This is a genomic window from Peribacillus sp. NPDC076916 (assembly GCF_050269675.1).
Lineage (GTDB): Bacteria > Bacillota > Bacilli > Bacillales > DSM-1321 > Peribacillus > Peribacillus aracenensis.
The window spans coordinates 527,172-544,753 of the sequence record NZ_JBNNIU010000001.1; the positions used below are offsets into that span (position 1 = coordinate 527,172).

General features: G+C 40.5%; 19 protein-coding genes and 1 pseudogene. 9 read left to right on the forward strand and 11 right to left on the reverse strand.

Annotated features, from left to right (window positions below; all coding sequences use genetic code 11):
- Window positions 1–70: 70 nt before the first annotated feature.
- Genes ACQKFG_RS02655 through argC form a run of 4 tightly spaced genes read right to left on the reverse strand, consistent with a single transcriptional unit; the run spans window position 71 to window position 4,292 of the window.
- Window positions 71–1,222 carry an acetylornithine transaminase gene (locus ACQKFG_RS02655; protein ID WP_427555989.1) on the reverse strand — a complete coding sequence of 384 codons (1,152 nt, stop codon included), beginning with the start codon at window positions 1,220–1,222 and terminating at the stop codon, window positions 71–73.
- Window positions 1,219–1,992, reverse strand: coding sequence for an acetylglutamate kinase (gene argB / locus ACQKFG_RS02660; RefSeq protein ID WP_192203693.1), 774 nt, complete (start codon window positions 1,990–1,992; stop codon window positions 1,219–1,221). The genes ACQKFG_RS02655 and argB overlap by 4 nt, the downstream gene beginning before the upstream one ends.
- Window positions 1,993–2,004: 12 nt before the next feature.
- Window positions 2,005–3,237 (reverse strand): bifunctional ornithine acetyltransferase/N-acetylglutamate synthase, encoded by a 1,233-nt coding sequence (gene argJ, locus ACQKFG_RS02665; protein WP_342615262.1) that lies wholly within the window; start codon window positions 3,235–3,237, stop codon window positions 2,005–2,007.
- Between the two features lie 17 nt (window positions 3,238–3,254).
- Window positions 3,255–4,292: an N-acetyl-gamma-glutamyl-phosphate reductase gene (argC, locus tag ACQKFG_RS02670; protein ID WP_427555993.1), complete on the reverse strand. Its 1,038-nt coding sequence runs from the start codon at window positions 4,290–4,292 to the stop codon at window positions 3,255–3,257.
- A 231-nt stretch (window positions 4,293–4,523) separates the two neighbouring features.
- On the opposite strand from argC, the gene ACQKFG_RS02675 reads away from it, so the two are divergent.
- Window positions 4,524–5,213 (forward strand): Crp/Fnr family transcriptional regulator, encoded by a 690-nt coding sequence (locus ACQKFG_RS02675; protein ID WP_192203690.1) that lies wholly within the window; start codon window positions 4,524–4,526, stop codon window positions 5,211–5,213.
- Window positions 5,214–5,486: 273 nt separating this feature from the next.
- Here the strand turns inward: ACQKFG_RS02675 and moaA are convergent, their stop codons facing one another.
- From moaA to ACQKFG_RS02690, 3 genes are all read right to left on the reverse strand, one after another.
- Window positions 5,487–6,500, reverse strand: a complete 1,014-nt coding sequence (moaA, locus tag ACQKFG_RS02680) for a GTP 3',8-cyclase MoaA (protein WP_192203689.1) — start codon at window positions 6,498–6,500, stop codon at window positions 5,487–5,489.
- 107 nt (window positions 6,501–6,607) lie between these two features.
- Entirely contained in the window at window positions 6,608–6,916 is a 309-nt protein-coding gene (locus ACQKFG_RS02685) for a metal-sulfur cluster assembly factor (protein WP_192203688.1), read from the reverse strand.
- Window positions 6,917–7,035: 119 nt separating this feature from the next.
- Complete coding sequence (locus ACQKFG_RS02690) at window positions 7,036–7,824, reverse strand: alpha/beta fold hydrolase (protein ID WP_349728990.1); 789 nt, start codon at window positions 7,822–7,824, stop codon at window positions 7,036–7,038.
- 229 nt (window positions 7,825–8,053) lie between these two features.
- On the opposite strand from ACQKFG_RS02690, the gene ACQKFG_RS02695 reads away from it, so the two are divergent.
- From ACQKFG_RS02695 to ACQKFG_RS02705, 3 genes are all read left to right on the forward strand, one after another.
- Window positions 8,054–8,869, forward strand: coding sequence for a Cof-type HAD-IIB family hydrolase (locus ACQKFG_RS02695; protein ID WP_427555999.1), 816 nt, complete (start codon window positions 8,054–8,056; stop codon window positions 8,867–8,869).
- A 111-nt stretch (window positions 8,870–8,980) separates the two neighbouring features.
- Entirely contained in the window at window positions 8,981–9,133 is a 153-nt protein-coding gene (locus ACQKFG_RS02700; protein ID WP_164468789.1) for a hypothetical protein, read from the forward strand.
- Window positions 9,133–9,381: a DUF3813 domain-containing protein gene (locus tag ACQKFG_RS02705; protein WP_192203685.1), complete on the forward strand. Its 249-nt coding sequence runs from the start codon at window positions 9,133–9,135 to the stop codon at window positions 9,379–9,381. The genes ACQKFG_RS02700 and ACQKFG_RS02705 overlap by 1 nt, the downstream gene beginning before the upstream one ends.
- Before the next feature lie 41 nt (window positions 9,382–9,422).
- On the opposite strand, the pseudogene ACQKFG_RS02710 reads toward ACQKFG_RS02705, so the two are convergent.
- Together ACQKFG_RS02710 and ACQKFG_RS02715 are read right to left on the reverse strand one after the other, a co-directional pair.
- A pseudogene (locus ACQKFG_RS02710) lies at window positions 9,423–9,671 on the reverse strand (KGG domain-containing protein); the annotation flags it as partial.
- Window positions 9,672–9,807: 136 nt separating this feature from the next.
- Entirely contained in the window at window positions 9,808–10,650 is an 843-nt protein-coding gene (locus ACQKFG_RS02715) for a YitT family protein (protein WP_192203684.1), read from the reverse strand.
- Window positions 10,651–10,807: 157 nt separating this feature from the next.
- On the opposite strand from ACQKFG_RS02715, the gene ACQKFG_RS02720 reads away from it, so the two are divergent.
- From ACQKFG_RS02720 to ACQKFG_RS02740, 5 genes are all read left to right on the forward strand, one after another.
- On the forward strand, window positions 10,808–11,674 hold the full coding sequence (locus ACQKFG_RS02720) for a DegV family protein (protein ID WP_192203683.1): 867 nt from the start codon (window positions 10,808–10,810) through the stop codon (window positions 11,672–11,674).
- A 68-nt stretch (window positions 11,675–11,742) separates the two neighbouring features.
- Window positions 11,743–11,874 (forward strand): DUF3941 domain-containing protein, encoded by a 132-nt coding sequence (locus ACQKFG_RS02725; protein WP_192203682.1) that lies wholly within the window; start codon window positions 11,743–11,745, stop codon window positions 11,872–11,874.
- 103 nt (window positions 11,875–11,977) lie between these two features.
- Window positions 11,978–12,469, forward strand: coding sequence for a YajQ family cyclic di-GMP-binding protein (locus ACQKFG_RS02730; protein WP_063232211.1), 492 nt, complete (start codon window positions 11,978–11,980; stop codon window positions 12,467–12,469).
- A gap of 231 nt (window positions 12,470–12,700) precedes the next feature.
- Entirely contained in the window at window positions 12,701–13,576 is an 876-nt protein-coding gene (locus tag ACQKFG_RS02735) for an SDR family oxidoreductase (RefSeq protein ID WP_427556005.1), read from the forward strand.
- Between the two features lie 119 nt (window positions 13,577–13,695).
- Window positions 13,696–14,475: an MBL fold metallo-hydrolase gene (locus ACQKFG_RS02740; RefSeq protein WP_427556741.1), complete on the forward strand. Its 780-nt coding sequence runs from the start codon at window positions 13,696–13,698 to the stop codon at window positions 14,473–14,475.
- 37 nt (window positions 14,476–14,512) lie between these two features.
- Here the strand turns inward: ACQKFG_RS02740 and ACQKFG_RS02745 are convergent, their stop codons facing one another.
- Both ACQKFG_RS02745 and ACQKFG_RS02750 read right to left on the reverse strand, forming a co-directional pair.
- Window positions 14,513–15,556 carry a LacI family DNA-binding transcriptional regulator gene (locus ACQKFG_RS02745; RefSeq protein ID WP_353871637.1) on the reverse strand — a complete coding sequence of 348 codons (1,044 nt, stop codon included), beginning with the start codon at window positions 15,554–15,556 and terminating at the stop codon, window positions 14,513–14,515.
- Window positions 15,557–15,898: 342 nt separating this feature from the next.
- Entirely contained in the window at window positions 15,899–17,548 is a 1,650-nt protein-coding gene (locus tag ACQKFG_RS02750) for a glycoside hydrolase family 13 protein (protein ID WP_427556009.1), read from the reverse strand.
- Window positions 17,549–17,582: the final 34 nt, after the last annotated feature.

Here is a 17,582-nt window from a genome sequence, read left to right on the forward strand (position 1 = left end):
CTTTAGATGATGTATATTTATATATACGATAGCATAATTATTCATTTTGTTCCATAAAAATTCAATAAATTTAGATAGTTTGTTTTATTGCCAATACTTTTTTTATTTTATTTATCGCCATATCGATCTCCGATTCGGTAACTGTCAGGGATGGGAGTAAACGAAGCACTTTAGGACCTGCACTCAATACAAGTAAGCCCTCTTCTTGCAGTTCCATTAAAAACACCTGAACATCTTGTTTACATTCAATTCCGACCATCATTCCCAGACCCCGAATCTCTTTCACTTCTTCCATGTCCTCTAATGCTTTTGCCAATTCGCTCTCAAGGTATTCAGCCTTTTTAACGGTTTCTTTTAAAAACCCTGATTGGAAAATTTCCTTTAACACGGCTTCGGCAGCCGAGACACTAACGGGATTACCTCCAAAAGTGGATCCATGACTTCCAGGGTTAAAGTACTCAGACAGTGCTTCCTTCCCAATCATCGCCCCGATTGGCAAGCCATTTCCCAGCCCCTTTGCTGTAGTGATGATGTCCGGTTGGATATTGAAATGCTGGAATGCAAATGGTTTCCCTGTACGTCCTATTCCAGTCTGAATTTCATCTATGATAAGGAGAGCTCCGTGTTTTTGGCATTGTTTTTGAATCGTGTCCAGATATGATTGCTGTACAACATGGATGCCGCCTTCTCCTTGAACAATTTCAATCATAACAGCTGCCGTATTTTCATCGATGGCTGCAGTCATGGCATCATTATCATTAAATGGAACATAGTCGAACGAAGCTAGCATCGGTCCGAAACCAGTCTTGATTTTTTCCTGCCCCGTTGCAGCCATCGTTGCAAACGTACGGCCATGGAAAGACTGCTGACATGTGACAATTTTGCTTTTCCCGGTAGCTTTACGTGCTAGTTTGATAGCTGCCTCATTCGCCTCGGCACCGCTGTTGGCAAAGAACACCTGACTTAAACCAGAGGCATCAGCCAGCATTTTTGCCGTCCGTTCCTGTAGGGAACTTTGAAACATGTTCGATACATGCCAATATTTATTAAGCTGTTCCGTGATGGCCGATTTTACCAACTCATGACAATGTCCAAGATTCAAAACCCCGATTCCGGATGTGAAATCCAGATACTCTTTACCTGCTGTACTCGTAATCTTCAATCCTGACGCTGTTGTTGGCTCAATGTTCCACCTTGCATATGTTGGAAATATATTACTCATTGAAATACCCCTTCTTCCTGAAGAAATTTCGTACCGATGAATTGTCCGTCTTGATAAAAATGATCTTTCCCACTAACGATCATCACTTCTTCAATCCCTTTATTCAGCACCGACAGCGCTGTAGTGACTTTCGGGATCATTCCCCCATGGATGCTACCATCATTTATTAAATTATTCGTTTCCGTTTCATTCAATCTGTCAATGATCTGCCCATTTTTCAAGACCCCTTTAACATCGGTCACAAATAAACACATATCAGCCGATAGTGCCTTTGCTACAGACCCTGCAGCCATATCGGCATTCACATTTAATATAGTGCCTTCTTCGGTTGTTGAAATGGGCGTCAATACCGGACAATAACCTTTTTCGAATAATAGTCCGAATAATTCCGTATTGACTTGTTGTATCTCACCAACAGCTCCAAGTTTCTGTTCATTGATATAATCACCTGTAAGAATTCCACCGTCAGAGCCATTTAAACCGATTGCCTTGATGCCATGGGATTCCAATTTATGAACAAGGCTGCGGTTCGATTTGCCTGCCAGCATAAGTTCCACAATTTCCAGCACTTCTGTGGTCGTTTTTCTTAAACCATCTTCAAATACTGGTTCAATTTCAAATTTTTCAAGCATTGAATTTATATCAGGGCCGCCTCCATGCACAAAGACAATATGGTACCCGCAGTTTTGTAACTCTTTAACACTATTGAAAAAAGACTCCGATAACTCATTAATGATGCTTCCGCCGCACTTTATAACTAATATGTCCATACTTTTCACCTCTTACGAACGATAGCTCCCGTTTATTTTCACATAATCATAGGTTAAATCGCAGCCCCAAGCCGTTCCTGATTCATTACCATCTTTCAAATAAACATTAATGATGATACTTTCATTTTCCAAGTATACTTTGGCTTCTTCCTCAGAAAACATTACCGGCTCACCATCATTAAGTACGACGATATCCCCAAAAACGATCGTTGTTTGATCCGGATTGAATTCCACTCCGCTTCTACCCATTGCAGCGATGATTCGTCCCCAGTTTGCATCCGCTCCAAAAGCTGCCGTTTTCACTAGATTTGACCCAACGATCGTCTTCGCCATCATCTGTGAATCTTGCTTCGCAGGCATGCCATGAACATTCACTTCTATCAGTTTTGTGGCACCTTCTCCGTCTTTCGCTATTTGTTTGGCGAGATTTTCGGAAGTTTGTTTTAATAATTCCAGGAAAATGGACCATTCAGGATGGTCAGGTGTCAAAGGTTCATTGTTTGCTTCTCCATTCGCGAGCACTAACACCATGTCGTTCGTTGAACAATCACCATCAACCGTGATTTGATTGAATGTATCATTTGTAATGGAGGAAAGTGCTTGCTGTAGATCATCCGGTTCAATTACAGCATCCGTCGTAATGAAACCAAGCATTGTGGCCATGTTTGGATGAATCATTCCCGACCCCTTCGCAGCACCGCCCATTTTCACGGTTTTTCCGTCAATAATCGTTTCATAGCCACAGCTCTTCGTTACAATATCCGTTGTTAAAATGGCTGTACCAAAAGCTTCAGCAGCTTCAGGTGTATTTTCTGGCTGCAATGACTCTATGCCTTTTTTTACTTTTTCCATTTCCATGAATTCCCCTATGACTCCCGTTGAAGCCACTGCAAATGAATGGTCCTTCAAACCGAACTTTTGAGCCGCAAGCTTCCTCATTTCATTTGCATCTTTTAACCCCTGTTCACCTGTACAAGCATTCGCACAAGCACTATTCACTACAATGCCGTGAAGTTTTCCATTAACGGCTATGCTGTCTTTCGTTACATTGATTGGAGCGGCTTGAACAACATTTTGTGTATAAACCGCCGCGGCTGATGCTGGGACATCAGTAAAAATGATGCCAACGTCCTTTTTGGAATAGCGTAATCCTGCATGTACACCTGCCGCTTTGAACCCTTGGGGCATTAAAATGTTTCCTTCTTGAATTTGTTTGATTTCTTCAACTGGCTGTAATGTTTTCATTTTTTTTCCTCCAAAGTTTACGGATACAGCGGACTGCTCCATAGTCCTGCCGTTTCTTCTAGTCCCATTAATATATTTGCATTTTGAATAGCCTGCCCTGCAGCACCCTTCACTAAATTATCAATAACTGAAACCACCGTTACCTTACCTGTTCTTTCATCATAATCAACGCCAATGTCGCAAAAGTTCGATCCATATACTTGTTTTGTGGATGGAAAGCGATCAAGGGGCTGTATTCGGACAAATGGGTGGTTCTCGTAAACAGTTTCGTATAAATCCTTTAATTCAACATTTGAGGTTTCCCGATTTACCTTTATATACATCGTCGCCATAATCCCTCTTGTCATTGGAACAAGATGGGTATTGAAGGTAATAGGCTGTAGACCTGTTGACCATCTCCCAAGCTGTTGTTCGATTTCCGGTATGTGTTGATGTTGATTTACCTTATATATCTTAAAGTTCTCATTCATTTCACTATAATGGGTGACTGCCGAAGGTGATTTACCCGCCCCGGAAACCCCGGATTTTGCATCAATAATCACATCGGTAGCTGCTCCGGCCAATCCTTCAATGAATAAAGGGGCAAGACCTAAGAGTGATGCGGTTGGGTAGCACCCTGGATTTGCAATAATCGTTGCTTTTTTTATTGCTTCGGCATTCCATTCAGTCAATCCGTATACGGCTTCCTCAATAATGCGCTGAGGCGCTGCTGGTTTTTTATACCAGTGTTCATATTCACCTGGAGCTTGAAGCCTGAGGTCTCCTGATAGGTCGATTACTTTAATATCAAGGTCAGAAAATTCCGAAATCAGTTGCGAGGAAACACCAGAAGGAGTTGCAAGAAATACAATATCGGATTTTTTTGCAATCGCTTCCGGGTCAATTACTTCTAATTTGTCTTTCATATGCATGAAATGTGCATTTTCTTCAGATAAACTTCGGCCAAATTGGGAAGAAGTATGCAATGATTTTATTTTAAATTGCGGATGATTATTCAAGAATCTTATTAGTTCCATTCCTCCATAACCCGTTGCACCTACTATTGATACGTTCATAAAACCATCTCCTATAATTTCAGGTCCCTGTCATTCTTTGATTCTATTATTATAAGACTGAATAAAAATAAAATCAAATGTATTTTTATAAAATTATAAACTAATATTTAAAATGAAAATTTATCCATCTAAATTCCTAGAATTATCCAAAGTTGTTGACTGTTAGTGTTTTTTCCGTTTAAATCAAATAGTGAGTGAGTTTTAACGGCATTTGGAAAGGTGGTCATTTGCATGAATGAATTATCGTTATCTAATCGGATGCATTCCATTTTAGATAATAAACAGCAAGTTAAACATATGGAAAAAGGGAGCTACCTTTTTCACGAGAGCACCCCAGCAAGTGATTTGTATTACATTTTAAAAGGTACAGTAGAAGTGAGTAAGGTTGTTCCTGACGGTCGGGAATTAACTATACGCATTAGTTCGGAGAATGATTTGGTTGGGGAAACAGTCTTATTTTCTCCAAACCCTAAATATATGATGAACGCAAAGATGATGGAAGATGGATCTGTTGCGGTAATCTCCAAAGAAGCATTAGAAAAGAAAATCGCCTCAGATAGCCATCTTGCAGTCGAGATGATGACATGGTTATCGGCTCAGAACCGTAAAAATCAGGCTAAATTCCGCGATATGCTCCTGCACGGCAAGAAAGGTGCCTTTTACTCCACCCTTATCCGTTTATCAAATAGTTATGGCACTGAAGCAGAAGACGGAAAAGTTATCAATCTTCCTTTTACAAACCAAGAACTCGCCAATTTTTGCGGCACATCCCGCGAGGTAGTCAATCGAATGCTATCTCAATTAAGGAAAAACAATGTCATCTCCATTAAAAAGGGGCGCATTACGATTCTTGACTTTGATTTTTTGAAACAGGAAATCGACTGTGAAAACTGTCCAATAGAAATCTGTACCATCGATTAAATCCCACATAAAAAGCAGTAAATAAATAAATAATGCCGTACTGACTGAAAATGATCGGCGTTTATTTCAGGGCTGAATTTTCCCTAGGACCATTTAATTATTTTCATTTCCATGGATTCCTATAAAAAAATATAAATATGCATAAAAAAAGCATAAAAATCGATTTCGTCCATTGACTGGCATCAGAAGTTCCTAATTAACTATAAAAAAATGAAGGGATGGCGTAATTGCCATCCCTTCATTTTTTATTCATTCGGAAGGAGTATTTGTATATTACCCGCCAATGAATGACATTTCGATTTTTTCCTGTTTCTTGGCCGTTCCCGCTGCCCGCTCATCCGAATAGCGGTCGTCTCTAAGATTCCAAAGCGAAATGATGAACCCGGTTAATTCTTCATCTGTCATGCCGGAACGGAGCAATGACTTCAAGTCATGTCCCTTTCCATTAAACAGGCATGTATATAAACTTCCATTAGCAGAGAGACGTGCACGTGTACAACTTGAACAAAAAGACTCGGATACCGAGGTTATGAAGCCCACTTCTGCAGTAGTGCCTTTATAACGGTAGCGTTTTGCCACCTCTCCAAAATAATCTTCTTCAACCGGTTCTAAATCAAATTCGGTTTGGAGCATTTCAAGAAGTTCTTTTTTCGTAATGACATTCTTCAACTGCCAGCCATTTGTATGTCCGACATCCATGAATTCTATATAGCGTAATTGAATGCCCTCTTCTTTACAAAATCGGGCCATCGGCAGGATTTGAGATTCATTGGTTTCTTTTTTCACTACCATATTCACTTTAACGCCAAGCCCAGCTTCTTTGGCAGCTGCGATGCCTTCAATAACAGGCTTTATGCCGATATTCCTGCCGTTCATCTTCTTGAAAAGTTCATCATCGAGGCTGTCTAAGCTGATATTCACCCTTTGCAAACCAGCTTCCCTCAAATTCACGGCATATTTTTTCAAGAAGACACCATTCGTAGTCAGTCCAATATCTTCAATACCTTCGATTTTGACGAGATTTGTAATCAGAGTGGTGAGATCTCTCCGGAGTAATGGTTCCCCGCCTGTCAACCTTAGTTTTTTTACCCCTAAGCTTGCGAATATTTTAGAAAGCCTTACAATTTCCTCATAAGATAATAGCTCACTTTTAGGCAGGAACTGAAAGTTCTCATGAAAAATTTCAGCAGGCATGCAATACTGGCAGCGAAAGTTACAGCGATCTATGACTGAAATCCTTAAATCCCTTAGTGGCCTGTCCAATGAATCTTTAATTTGACTGTTCAATTAACCACTCCTAGCCGAAAGTATTAGAAAAAACCAGACCATAAAAAGTGACTCAATTGAATGGATTCACTGTTTTTTGACTGGCTTTTCATTTCTATATAGAATTATTATTTGATGCCTAATGCAATTTTAGCATACCTGGACATTTTGTCTTTAGTCCATGGCGGACTCCAGACAATCTTCACATCCGTTTCCTTTACCTCTGGGATATCTTCCAGAACCAATTTGACTTGATCGACGATCGTGCCAGCTAGCGGACAGCCCATGGCAGTCAATGTCATCGTCACGGTAGTCAGACCTTCCTCATCCATATCCACATCATATACCAAGCCTAAATTAACGATATCTATGCCAAGCTCAGGGTCAATGACCTGCTCCAAAGCTCCAAATATAATATCTTTTGTATCTTGATCCACTTCAATCACTCCTTTTATGGAAAATCTCTTCGTTTTAGATAGTCTGTTTTCATCATTATGTCCATTTTAGACTATATTTTATGTCCGTATTAGAATCATAACAGATTTTGAGTGAGTACTTAAGCATTTTGCACAGTTGACAGTAAATGTTTCGCAAACCAGTCTGCAGTCATAAGTACGCCTTCCCTACTCACTTTATGCCCAGCCTTAGAATCAAGGATGAAATCAATTTTTTCATCTGCCTCATTATACCCTGCTTTGACAGCTTCATAAAAACGATATGCATGTTGATAAGGCACAATCGGATCTTTGGCACCATGCCAAAAAAGAAGCGGACGGTTTGAAAGCTTATCCTGATTCAGACTCAAATCAAATGGCTTGAGCTGTTCAATCACCTTGGAAACTTCCTCATCAGTAGCTGGGAAATTAACTTTCCTTTTCTTAATCTCCGTAATTTGGAGCTCTGCATACGCGACATATGATGGGTTTCCCATTAAACTGACTCCGGCGGATATCCACTCATAGGCAGCCAGGGCCCCATTAGTCACTATTCCCCCCATAGAGGTACCAGCTACGCCGATTCTGTCAGGATCAATTAATTTTCGGGATAATAAATCATCCTTCAACAAAGATAAATCCTGGATTGTCTGTAATACCATTTCCCAAAAACGGGGCATCATTTGAGAATCACTCAAACCAGCTCCCCTTTCCCCATGATGGATCACATCGGGAAGAAGCACACGAAAACCCTTTTCGGCCAATAAATAAGCATAGTGAAGATTGTGTTCTTTTGCACTTTGGAAACCATGTATAAAAATAATAACCGGCAATTCCTGATTGAAAGTGGTTCCTTCACCTATGTGCAATACAGGAATATGTCCAATTAGTTCTTTTTCAATAATTATCAAATTAACCCCTCCGAATAATTTGTTCCGGTCTTTTCAATACCATTATCAAAATGGCATTGGCATTCATCATTCCGCTCCTTAAACCTGAGCTTCGCTTTAATCATCATGATTTTGGATATAGTAATATCATACAGGAATGCATAAAGAATGAAAAAGATTTACATTTACTTTAAAATGGGCTTAACAATATTTGCATATAATGAAATCAAAAAGAACAGAAGGTGTGTACATGGCTGAGAAACATTTAATCGTATTGGATCTTGATGGTACTTTACTTACAGATAACAAAACCATTTCTTCAAGGACTAAAAAAACACTCTTAAAACTAAAAGAAGATGGACACGAAGTTATGATCGCTACCGGGCGTCCTTTTCGCTCAAGTGAACTTTATTACCGGGAATTGGGGTTGACTACACCCATCGTTAATTTCAATGGCGCTTTCGTCCATCACCCATTGCATACAAGCTGGGGGGTATATCACTCTCCATTGGATATAAGTGTTGCCAAAGATATTGTTGAAGCGTGTGATCAGTTTAAATACCACAACATCATCGCAGAAGTCCGAGATGATGTTTATGTTCATTATCATGATGAAAAGTTGATGAACATGTTCAATGTAGGAAATCCGACCATGAAGACAGGTGACTTGCGCAATTACCTTCAGGATTCCCCAACTTCGATGCTAATTCACACAGATAGTGAATTCGTTGGGCAGATTCGCCAGCATTTATCCGATGTCCATGCAGAATTGGTCGATCACCGCCGCTGGGCAGAGCCTTTTCATATCATCGAAATAATAAAAAGCGGGTTAAGTAAAGCCGTAGGTTTAAAACGTGTATCCAACTATCTGGAAATTCCTCAAAACAGGATAATCGCTTTCGGTGATGAAGATAATGATTTGGAAATGCTTGATTTTGCGGGAACCGGGGTGGCCATGGGAAATGCGATTTCACCTGTAAAAACGGTAGCAAATACGACTACATTAACGAATGAAGAGGATGGTATAGCGGTCTTCCTCGAAGAAAAATTCAATATAAAAGCCTAATTCCTAATACGTCATTTTTTACCTTCATAATATCTCTCTTTCAAGCCAAACTAAAATGGACAACAGCTTCCATTCCGTTGTCGACAACGCTCAGAATCGGAGGAGATAAGAATGGGTAAAAGCAGTAAATCTAAACGATTTGTACAGCAAGGCAAAGAAAGTGTTGCCAGGCATGCCGAAAAAATCCCTTATCACACTACGTTTGAAGAGGCTGAAAAAGACAGGTTAAGAATTATGTCAGAACAAAGCTATGGTGGCTTCTAATGGGAAACAATTTATTCCAGAAGGCAAGGGAATTTGTTGAAGAAGCTCTCCACTCTGAGCATGACGGTGACCAGCATAAGACAGAGGAAATCGCTAAAAATGCTCTCCATTCTGAGCATGACGGTGACCAGCGCAAGACAGAGGAAATCGCTAAAAACGCTCTTTCATCAGCCTTTGCCAATACGAGCGAGGCCGAAAAAGCACAACTGCGAGAACTCCAGGAAGAGCTGGAAAACCACTCTAAATAACGTGAAAGCCTCCAGGATTCCTGGAGGCTTTCGCTTTGTTAATTGTTATTTCGTGCTTTACCGCCTTTTTCACCAATTTCTTTATAAAAGTCTTTACCATGGGAATCTGCGGTGGCTTCTCCGCCCTTTTGTCCAATTTCTTGATAAAATTCCTTCTCATGATTATCCGACGTGGCTTCTCCACCCTTTTGTCCAATTTCCCGGTAAAAATCCTTGTCGTGATTTTTAGAAGTGGCTTCCCCGCCTTTACGACCTGCTTCCTGTCTGCTCATTTTTTCGTCGTTAGCCATTTTTATCACTCCTTCATAAGACTTTAAATTGGCGCTACAATATAAGAATTAGCCGTTTGATACAGGCATTAAACTTAAAACGCCTAAATATTGCCTTTTGTAATAGAAGTGTAATGGCCTTAATTTTTTGTTCATATCATTCCCTGCGGAAAGTTCCAACAATGCCTGAAGTTTCTATGATGTTTGTGAAAGCGTGTGGATCCACTTCCTTGATGATCTTTTCAAGGTCATACAATTCATACCTTGTAATGACAATCAATAACATTTCCTTAGTTTCGTTGGTGAACGCCCCTTTTGCAGGAACTCTTGTGATTCCGCGAACTAATTTAGCATGGATTGCCTGTTTAAGTTCTTCACTTTTCTTTGTAATGATCATGGCAGTAAGCTTTTCATGCCGTGTATGAATCGCGTCAACGACCCGGGTCGATGTGTAAAGGGTAACAAGTGTGTACAAAGCTTTTTCCGGTCCATATACAGCACCTGCCGTTACAATGATCACGCCATTCAGCAGAAATAAATAAGTACCCACGGGTTTGTCTTTCTTCCGTGACAGAAGCATGGCGATAATATCCATTCCGCCAGTCGATGCACCGTATTTTAAGGTGATCCCCACACCTACTGCAGCTATGACGCCGCCAAATACCGCATTTAATAATATGTCAGGTGACCAGCGTGTAATCGGAATGATTTCCATAAAGAAGGACATCAAGACAACGCTGAGGAAACTATAAAAAGTGAAAGACTTTCCAACCTTTCGCCAAGCAATGATCGTTACTGGAATGTTTAATAAAAACAATAGAATACCTGTCGATAAATTAAAAGGAGCAAAAGAACCAATCATCCTCGATAGAAGTTGGGCCACTCCTGTAAAGCCGCTTGCATATACGTTTGCCGGTATTAGAAAAAAGTTCATTGCGATGGCATTCAGTAATGCTCCGACCACAACTATGATAATTTTCTTCATTTCACCACTGTACATCCTAAAAACCTCCATTTCACCCTTATTCTATTATCTTTTTACCCTTAATTATTTATTCTATTTACGTAGAGATTGAATTTTTACCGTTACGTGCTACACTAAATTGTAGAGTGTCCACTCATTTTCTAAAAATTGTAAAAAGGAAAGCAGGTGTATTATGGCTATCACAATTCTTGCAGATAGTGCATGTGATTTGCCGTTGTCTTTCTATAAGGAAAACAATGTTTCATTAATTCCTTTACAAGTCCATCTTGACGGGAAAAATTATGAAGATTTACTTACCATTAATTCTCACGAAGTCTATCAGGCGATGATTGAGGGAAAATCCCCGAAAACATCGCAAGCTTCCCCGGAATGCTTAATAGAACTTTTCACACAGTTTGCCAAAGAGAAAAAACAAGGGATATATATAGCCTTTTCCTCTGAGTTATCAGGAACATATCAAACGGCAGTGATGATTCTTAATCAGGTGAAGGAAGAGTACCCTGACCTTGACATTGAAATCGTCAATACAAAATGCGCTTCGATGGGCGTCGGTTTAATTGTGAAGAAAGCAGCCGATCTAGCAGCAAACGGTGCCACTAAAGAAGAAATCCTAGCTGACATAGAATTCCAAACCCGGCATATGGAGCATCTATTCACTGTAGATAACCTTGAATATTTGGCCCGTGGCGGCCGCATCTCCAAAACATCTGCCCTTGTTGGCGGTTTATTAAACATTAAACCGTTATTGCATGTAGAAGATGGGAAGCTTGTTCCGCTGGAAAAGTTACGCGGCAAAAAGAAATTGATTAAACGTGTAATCGAATTAATGCACGAAAGAGGAAAAAATTTAAAAAACCAAACGATTGCCATCAGTCATGGTGATGATGAAGCGACGGCCATGGAATGGAAGGAAGCCATTCAAAATGAATTCGGGACAACCAATTTCATGATCCATACAATCGGCTCCGTCATCGGTGCACATGCCGGTCCTGGTACAATTGCCCTCTTCTTCTTAAACGATACCCCTGAGAAATCATAAACATACATACTCCCTTCCATTATTGTGAACAATATATATTGATCAGATAATGGAAGGGAGTTTTCTCTATGTCAAAAACAACCGATGACAACAAAAGGCCAAAAGATAACCAGGCGAGAAATGCTGAAAAAAATGTCGCCTATCAGGAAAATCTTGTTGCGGGTAAGCACTCCTATTCGAAGAAAACAGACCATAAATGACGCGAGGGGCTTGTCCCCTCGCTTTTTTAATATGGTTTAGATAGTTGTCTTCCTATCACACTTTCTCTATAATAAAGGAAATAAAACCTGCTGGAGGTAAGTGATGGCAAAGGAAAATTCATTTGATATTGTTTCGAAAGTAGACTTTTCAGAAGTAACGAATGCAGTTACCATGGCTATGAAGGAAATACAAACACGCTATGATTTTAAAGGGAGTATAAGCAGCATCACCATTGAAAAAGAAGATCTTGTTTTAGTGTCCGACGATGAATATAAGCTTGAACAGCTGAAGGATGTTCTCATTAGTAAACTCATTAAACGTGACGTACCAGTCAAGAACCTGGACTATGGCAAATTAGAAGGAGCTTCTGGCGGAACCGTTCGCCAACGTGCTAAGTTGATTCAAGGCATCGATAAGGAACAAGCAAAAAAAATCAATACCATCATTAAAAACAGCGGTCTGAAAGTGAAAAGCCAAATCCAAGATGATCAAATCCGTGTTACAGGTAAGAACCGGGACGATTTGCAAGGAATCATTTCCGCAATCCGGGGCGCTGATCTGTCCATTGATGTACAATTCTTAAATTACCGCTAAGTATGAAGGCCTCACCTTTGGGTGGGTCTTTTTTTATTTGCATTGCCCCAATAGCCGTCTTCCCCCTTATTCTTCAAATGAATCTCCTTCATGTAACATGGAAAGACTAGTCATGTTCCCTTAGTTATATAAATAATTACCCCTAATCATTTGGTCATTTTTCCCATGTTTTCTTTTTTCTAAAAAAGGAATAGAAAAAGCATAGATAATTAAACAGGAGGCGTTTTAATCTTGACTAACCAAAACCAAAATCAGAACAAACAAGGATTTCCACCTCAACATCAACAGCATCAACCTGGATTGGAAACAAAAATGGAACCGAACCCTGATTCTGTTAAAGCTGCCTACAAAGGAAGCGGCAAACTAAAAGGTAAAACGGCAATCATAACAGGAGGAGACAGCGGAATCGGTAAATCGGTTGCCATTTATTACGCCAAGGAAGGAGCGAATGTGACAGTTGCATACTTGGATGAACACGAGGATGCCAAAGCGACAAAAGAATTGATTGAAAAAGAAGGTCAGAAATGTTTACTCATTTCCGGAGATATCGGTGATGAAGCCTTCTGCCAGGATGTCGTCAAAAAAACGGTTGATGAATTTGGCGGTTTGGACATTTTAGTCAATAACGCCGGTGAACAGCATGTGCAAACAAGTATCCTTGACATTTCAGCTGAACAATTGGAAAAAACGTTCCGCACGAATATTTTCTCGATGTTCCACTTAACTAAAGCTGCATTGAAGCATCTTAAAAAAGGAAGCAGCATCATTAATACAACCTCTATCACAGCCTATCAAGGCAACCCAAAACTAATCGATTACTCTTCAACAAAAGGTGCAATATTGGCATTTACAAGGGCCCTGTCGAACTCCATTTCAAAAGATGGCATCAGAGTGAACGGTGTTGCGCCAGGACCGATCTGGACACCGCTGATTCCTGCCTCATTCGGGGAAGAGGATGTTGCCAAATTCGGCCAGGATACTCCAATGGGCCGTGCAGGGCAGCCAGAGGAATTAGCACCAGCTTATGTATATTTGGCAAGTGATGATTCATCCTATGTCAGCGGACAAGTCATCCACGTAAACGGCGGGAGCGTGGTAAACGGATAAGTTTTCCCCTTTCAAAAGCAGTGGATATCACAAATCCACTGCTTTTATCTTTCAAGCAGGATATTTCCGGTTAATGCGGAATATATGAATGGGAAGGAGTGGATTCATTTTTGAAAAATATTGTAGATCCATGGTTCACCGTTCAGGAATTGGACTCAGGAACGTTTGCAATCAGTGAATATGGTCATTGGGAGAAGGTTCATTCCTTTTTATTACTTGGGGAGACCCGAGCTGCGTTAATCGACACAGGATTAGGCATATGTTCGATTAAGCGGATTACAGACCAGCTAACCGATCTTCCGATTATCGTCCTGACGACACACGTTCATGCGGATCATATTGGCAGTCATGGGGATTATGAGACAATTTATGTTCATGGTGATGATGCCAACTGGCTGATCAACGGCATTGAAGGTTTGTCCTTGGAACAAATAAGAAAGAACATGGCCCGGGATATCACTGTCCCCATACCCGAATCATTCGATCCTTCTACATACAAGCCATACCAGGGGTCCCCTGATAGGCTCTTATCGGATGGGGACACGATTGAACTTGGGAACCGCAGTTTAGGGATTTATCACACACCTGGGCATTCACCTGGCCACATCTCAATTTTGGATAATGAAACAGGTTATTTATTTACTGGCGACCTGCTTTATTCAGATACTCCAGTTTATGCATTTTATCCCTCTACAAGCCCTGAAGACCTTGTGAATTCATTAGAAAAAATCGCAAAAATCAAGGCAGTATCCAAAATATATGGCGGACACAACCAACTCGGCCTCGAACCAGGGATCTTTGTGAAAGTCCTTGAAGCCATTCAATACCTTAAAGAGAATAATTTGGTTAGACACGGAACGGGTGTACATGCATTCAAAAGTTTCAGTGTGCATTTCTAGGGAAAAAAGGCATTGCTTTTATGCAATGCCTTTTCGTTCAATAAGTCATGGCCATTGCACCTTGCTTAATCGATCTGCAGGAATGCCTTTCCACGAAATGATGTGGAATGATGGTCCCAGCGGGAGCATCTCCAGTCTGCAGCATTTGAATGATGCCCTTAGCGGCCTGATATCCCAAATCAAAAATATTGATATCTACGGAAGTCAGGGCTGGTAATGACAGTTCAGAGAAAAGAACGTTATTGAAGCTGACGATTGAAATTTCTTCAGGAGTGCGCACGCCCATCTCGCGAAGTGAATGCACGATGCCAAGTGCCATAAGATCATCACTGACCACCAAAGCGGTTGGCGGTTCATCGATGGATAGTAACCTTTTTGCAGCTGTTTGTCCCCCATCATGCAAAAAATCTTCATGCTGGGTATATTCCCCCCTTCGATCGATTCCAGCCCTCTTCAATGCCCGTTCATATCCTGACAAACGATCAAGGGTCATCACAAGGGTTATGTCACCTCCGATGAATCCAATCCTCTCATGCCCTAGCTGTATGAGGTAATCCGTTGCCTGTTCGGCAGCCAAGACATTATCATTATCAACATATGTTATCTCCTCGAGAAAATCATAGGGTTTCCCAATGATCACAAATGGAAAAGCCCTTGCTCTCAAATAGGTCAGAATGTGATCGTTCATCCTTGAATACATCAGGATAATTCCATCAACCATCCCCCCCTGCACCATATTCACTACTCCTTCGTAGATTTCATCTTCTGTTTTTCCCGTGTTTAGCAACAGGGAATAATGATTTTCCTGAGCTCCTTCACTTAGACCCTGAAGGATCGTCGGAAAAAACGGATTTTGATAATAATCATTTGACGAACTTGGCAATACCAAGCCAATGATCCTGGTAGATTGATTGGCAAGACTGCGTGCAATGAAGTTTGGATGGTATCCTAATTTACTCATCGCCTTACGTACCCGTACCTTTGTTTTTTCACTTATCCGAGGATTGTTTGCAATCACTCGAGAAACTGTTGAAGGTGCAACATTCGCTAACTGTGCCACATCTTTTATTGTTATGGCCATGCATTTCCCCTCTCCCCTCTTAGCCCTTTTTGACTTCATTTAATACAAGGTGAATACCAATAAACACTTCGCTAATATTTGTTTTATATTTATACATTTTGTATGTATTCATAATACACTCAGTTCGATAGTTATATCCATACTTTTTTAAATGTTTGTTTAATTTTTCAGAAAATACTTACTTTTACGTTTTTTTCATTTCTGTTTTAAAATTCAAAAAGAAGCTGATGTATGATCAGCTTCTAAAAAAATGGCGTGTCTATTGAAGACCAAGAAGTCAGACGACTAACTACATAGGTTTTAAGCTGATTTCCAATCAAGACCATAGAAGTGATTTACCAATTAATAACGATAAACCCTCGTTTCATATGGACGTAAATCAATAAGGGGCACCTCAGGACAATCCTCATAATTAGCTAGCAAAAGTTCCATTTCCCCCCAGTAAGAGAGGTCGACTTGGTGGTGATTCATACTAAAATTACATACTACCATAACTGAATTATCATTCATGTTTCTTGTATAAATATAAAGTTCAGGGTGGTCTTCCCATAATAATTCATATTCGCCATAAACAAGGACCTGATGTTTTTTTCGAAGATCAATCATCTTTTTATAAAAATGATAAATGGATGAGGGGTCATTTTTCTGCTGTTCTACATTAATGGCTCGATAATTGGAATTAACCCTCATCCAAGGTGTTCCTTTCGTGAAACCGCCATTTTCGATATCATTCCATTGCATCGGTGTTCGTGAATTATCCCGGCCGCTATGCCAGATAATGTTCATGATTTCATCATGCGGACGACCTTTGGAGGTCTCTATCCGGTAAAAATTTTTCATTCCTACATCATCATAATCATCAATCGAATCAAATTGGACATTCGTCATGCCAATTTCCTGGCCTTGATAAATAAAAGGTGTGCCTTGCATGAAAAAGTATAGAGCCCCAATCATCTTTGCGCTTTCCAACCAGTATTGATGATCATTTCCCCAAGTTGATACACTTCTTGGCTGGTCATGATTTTCAAAAAACAAAGCATTCCATCCTTTGTTTTTCAGCCCCTTTTGCCATTTGGTCAGTGTGCGCTTTAACCCCTGAACATCAACGTCGTGATTCTGACCCCTATTCCAAAGCCCAAGATGTTCAAATTGAAAGATCATATTGAACTTCCCATTCGATTCCCCGACCCATTCTTCCGCCTGCTCAATCCTGACGCCATTGGCCTCACCGACCGTCATGATATCATACTTAGAGAAAGTCTCTTCTTTCAACTCCTGAAGGTAATCCAGAATCCCGTCCTGATTGGTGTGCATTTCAAACGCTGGTACGTACTGATGCCAATAAGGATTGTGCATATCGGGAAGGCCATCACGCTTATGAATATGCGTGATCGCATCAATCCGGAAGCCATCGATTCCCTTATCTAGCCACCAATTGACCATTTCATATAATGCCTTTCGTACATCAGTATTTTTCCAGTTTAAGTCTGGCTGCTTTTCGGCAAATAAATGTAAATAGTATTGATTGGTCCTTTCATCGAATTTCCAGGCACTTCCGGAAAAGATGCTTTCCCAATTATTTGGCTCACGACCGTCCTGCCCATCCCTCCATATATACCAATCCCGTTTCGGATTATCGCGGGACGAACGTGACTCTACGAACCAGGGGTGCTCATCGCTTGTATGATTCAAAACAAGATCGAGTATCACCTTCATCCCACGTCCATGAACATCTTTCAATAACAGATCAATATCTTCGATTGAACCGAATTCATTGGAAACTGCTTGATAATCACTAATATCATAGCCATTATCCGCATTGGGCGATTTATAAAACGGACAAATCCAAATAACATCAATCCCTAATTCCTGCAAATAGTCAAGCTTTGAAATCAGCCCTTTTATATCACCGACTCCATCACCATTACTATCCATGAAACTGCGCGGGTATATTTGATAGCAAACCGCTTCTTTCCACCAGGTCTTATTCATGCTGTAACCTCCCGATCCTGTTTTCCACAAAGCC

Bases quoted from the DNA above. Each gene is read 5' to 3' on its own strand.
- argC (WP_427555993.1), bottom strand. From the start codon at position 4,292: ATGAACGTATCAATAGTAGGTGCAACGGGTTATGGAGGAATGGAACTA.
- ACQKFG_RS02705 (WP_192203685.1), top strand. From the start codon at position 9,133: ATGGGAAACAATTTATTCCAGAAGGCAAGGGAATTTGTTGAAGAAGCT.
- argJ (WP_342615262.1), bottom strand. From the start codon at position 3,237: ATGAAAACATTACAGCCAGTTGAAGAAATCAAACAAATTCAAGAAGGA.
- ACQKFG_RS02695 (WP_427555999.1), top strand. From the start codon at position 8,054: ATGGCTGAGAAACATTTAATCGTATTGGATCTTGATGGTACTTTACTT.
- ACQKFG_RS02725 (WP_192203682.1), top strand. From the start codon at position 11,743: ATGTCAAAAACAACCGATGACAACAAAAGGCCAAAAGATAACCAGGCG.
- ACQKFG_RS02700 (WP_164468789.1), top strand. From the start codon at position 8,981: ATGGGTAAAAGCAGTAAATCTAAACGATTTGTACAGCAAGGCAAAGAA.
- ACQKFG_RS02675 (WP_192203690.1), top strand. From the start codon at position 4,524: ATGAATGAATTATCGTTATCTAATCGGATGCATTCCATTTTAGATAAT.
- ACQKFG_RS02745 (WP_353871637.1), bottom strand. From the start codon at position 15,556: ATGGCCATAACAATAAAAGATGTGGCACAGTTAGCGAATGTTGCACCT.
- ACQKFG_RS02715 (WP_192203684.1), bottom strand. From the start codon at position 10,650: ATGTACAGTGGTGAAATGAAGAAAATTATCATAGTTGTGGTCGGAGCA.
- ACQKFG_RS02750 (WP_427556009.1), bottom strand. From the start codon at position 17,548: ATGAATAAGACCTGGTGGAAAGAAGCGGTTTGCTATCAAATATACCCG.
- argB (WP_192203693.1), bottom strand. From the start codon at position 1,992: ATGGACATATTAGTTATAAAGTGCGGCGGAAGCATCATTAATGAGTTA.
- ACQKFG_RS02655 (WP_427555989.1), bottom strand. From the start codon at position 1,222: ATGAGTAATATATTTCCAACATATGCAAGGTGGAACATTGAGCCAACA.
- ACQKFG_RS02720 (WP_192203683.1), top strand. From the start codon at position 10,808: ATGGCTATCACAATTCTTGCAGATAGTGCATGTGATTTGCCGTTGTCT.
- ACQKFG_RS02730 (WP_063232211.1), top strand. From the start codon at position 11,978: ATGGCAAAGGAAAATTCATTTGATATTGTTTCGAAAGTAGACTTTTCA.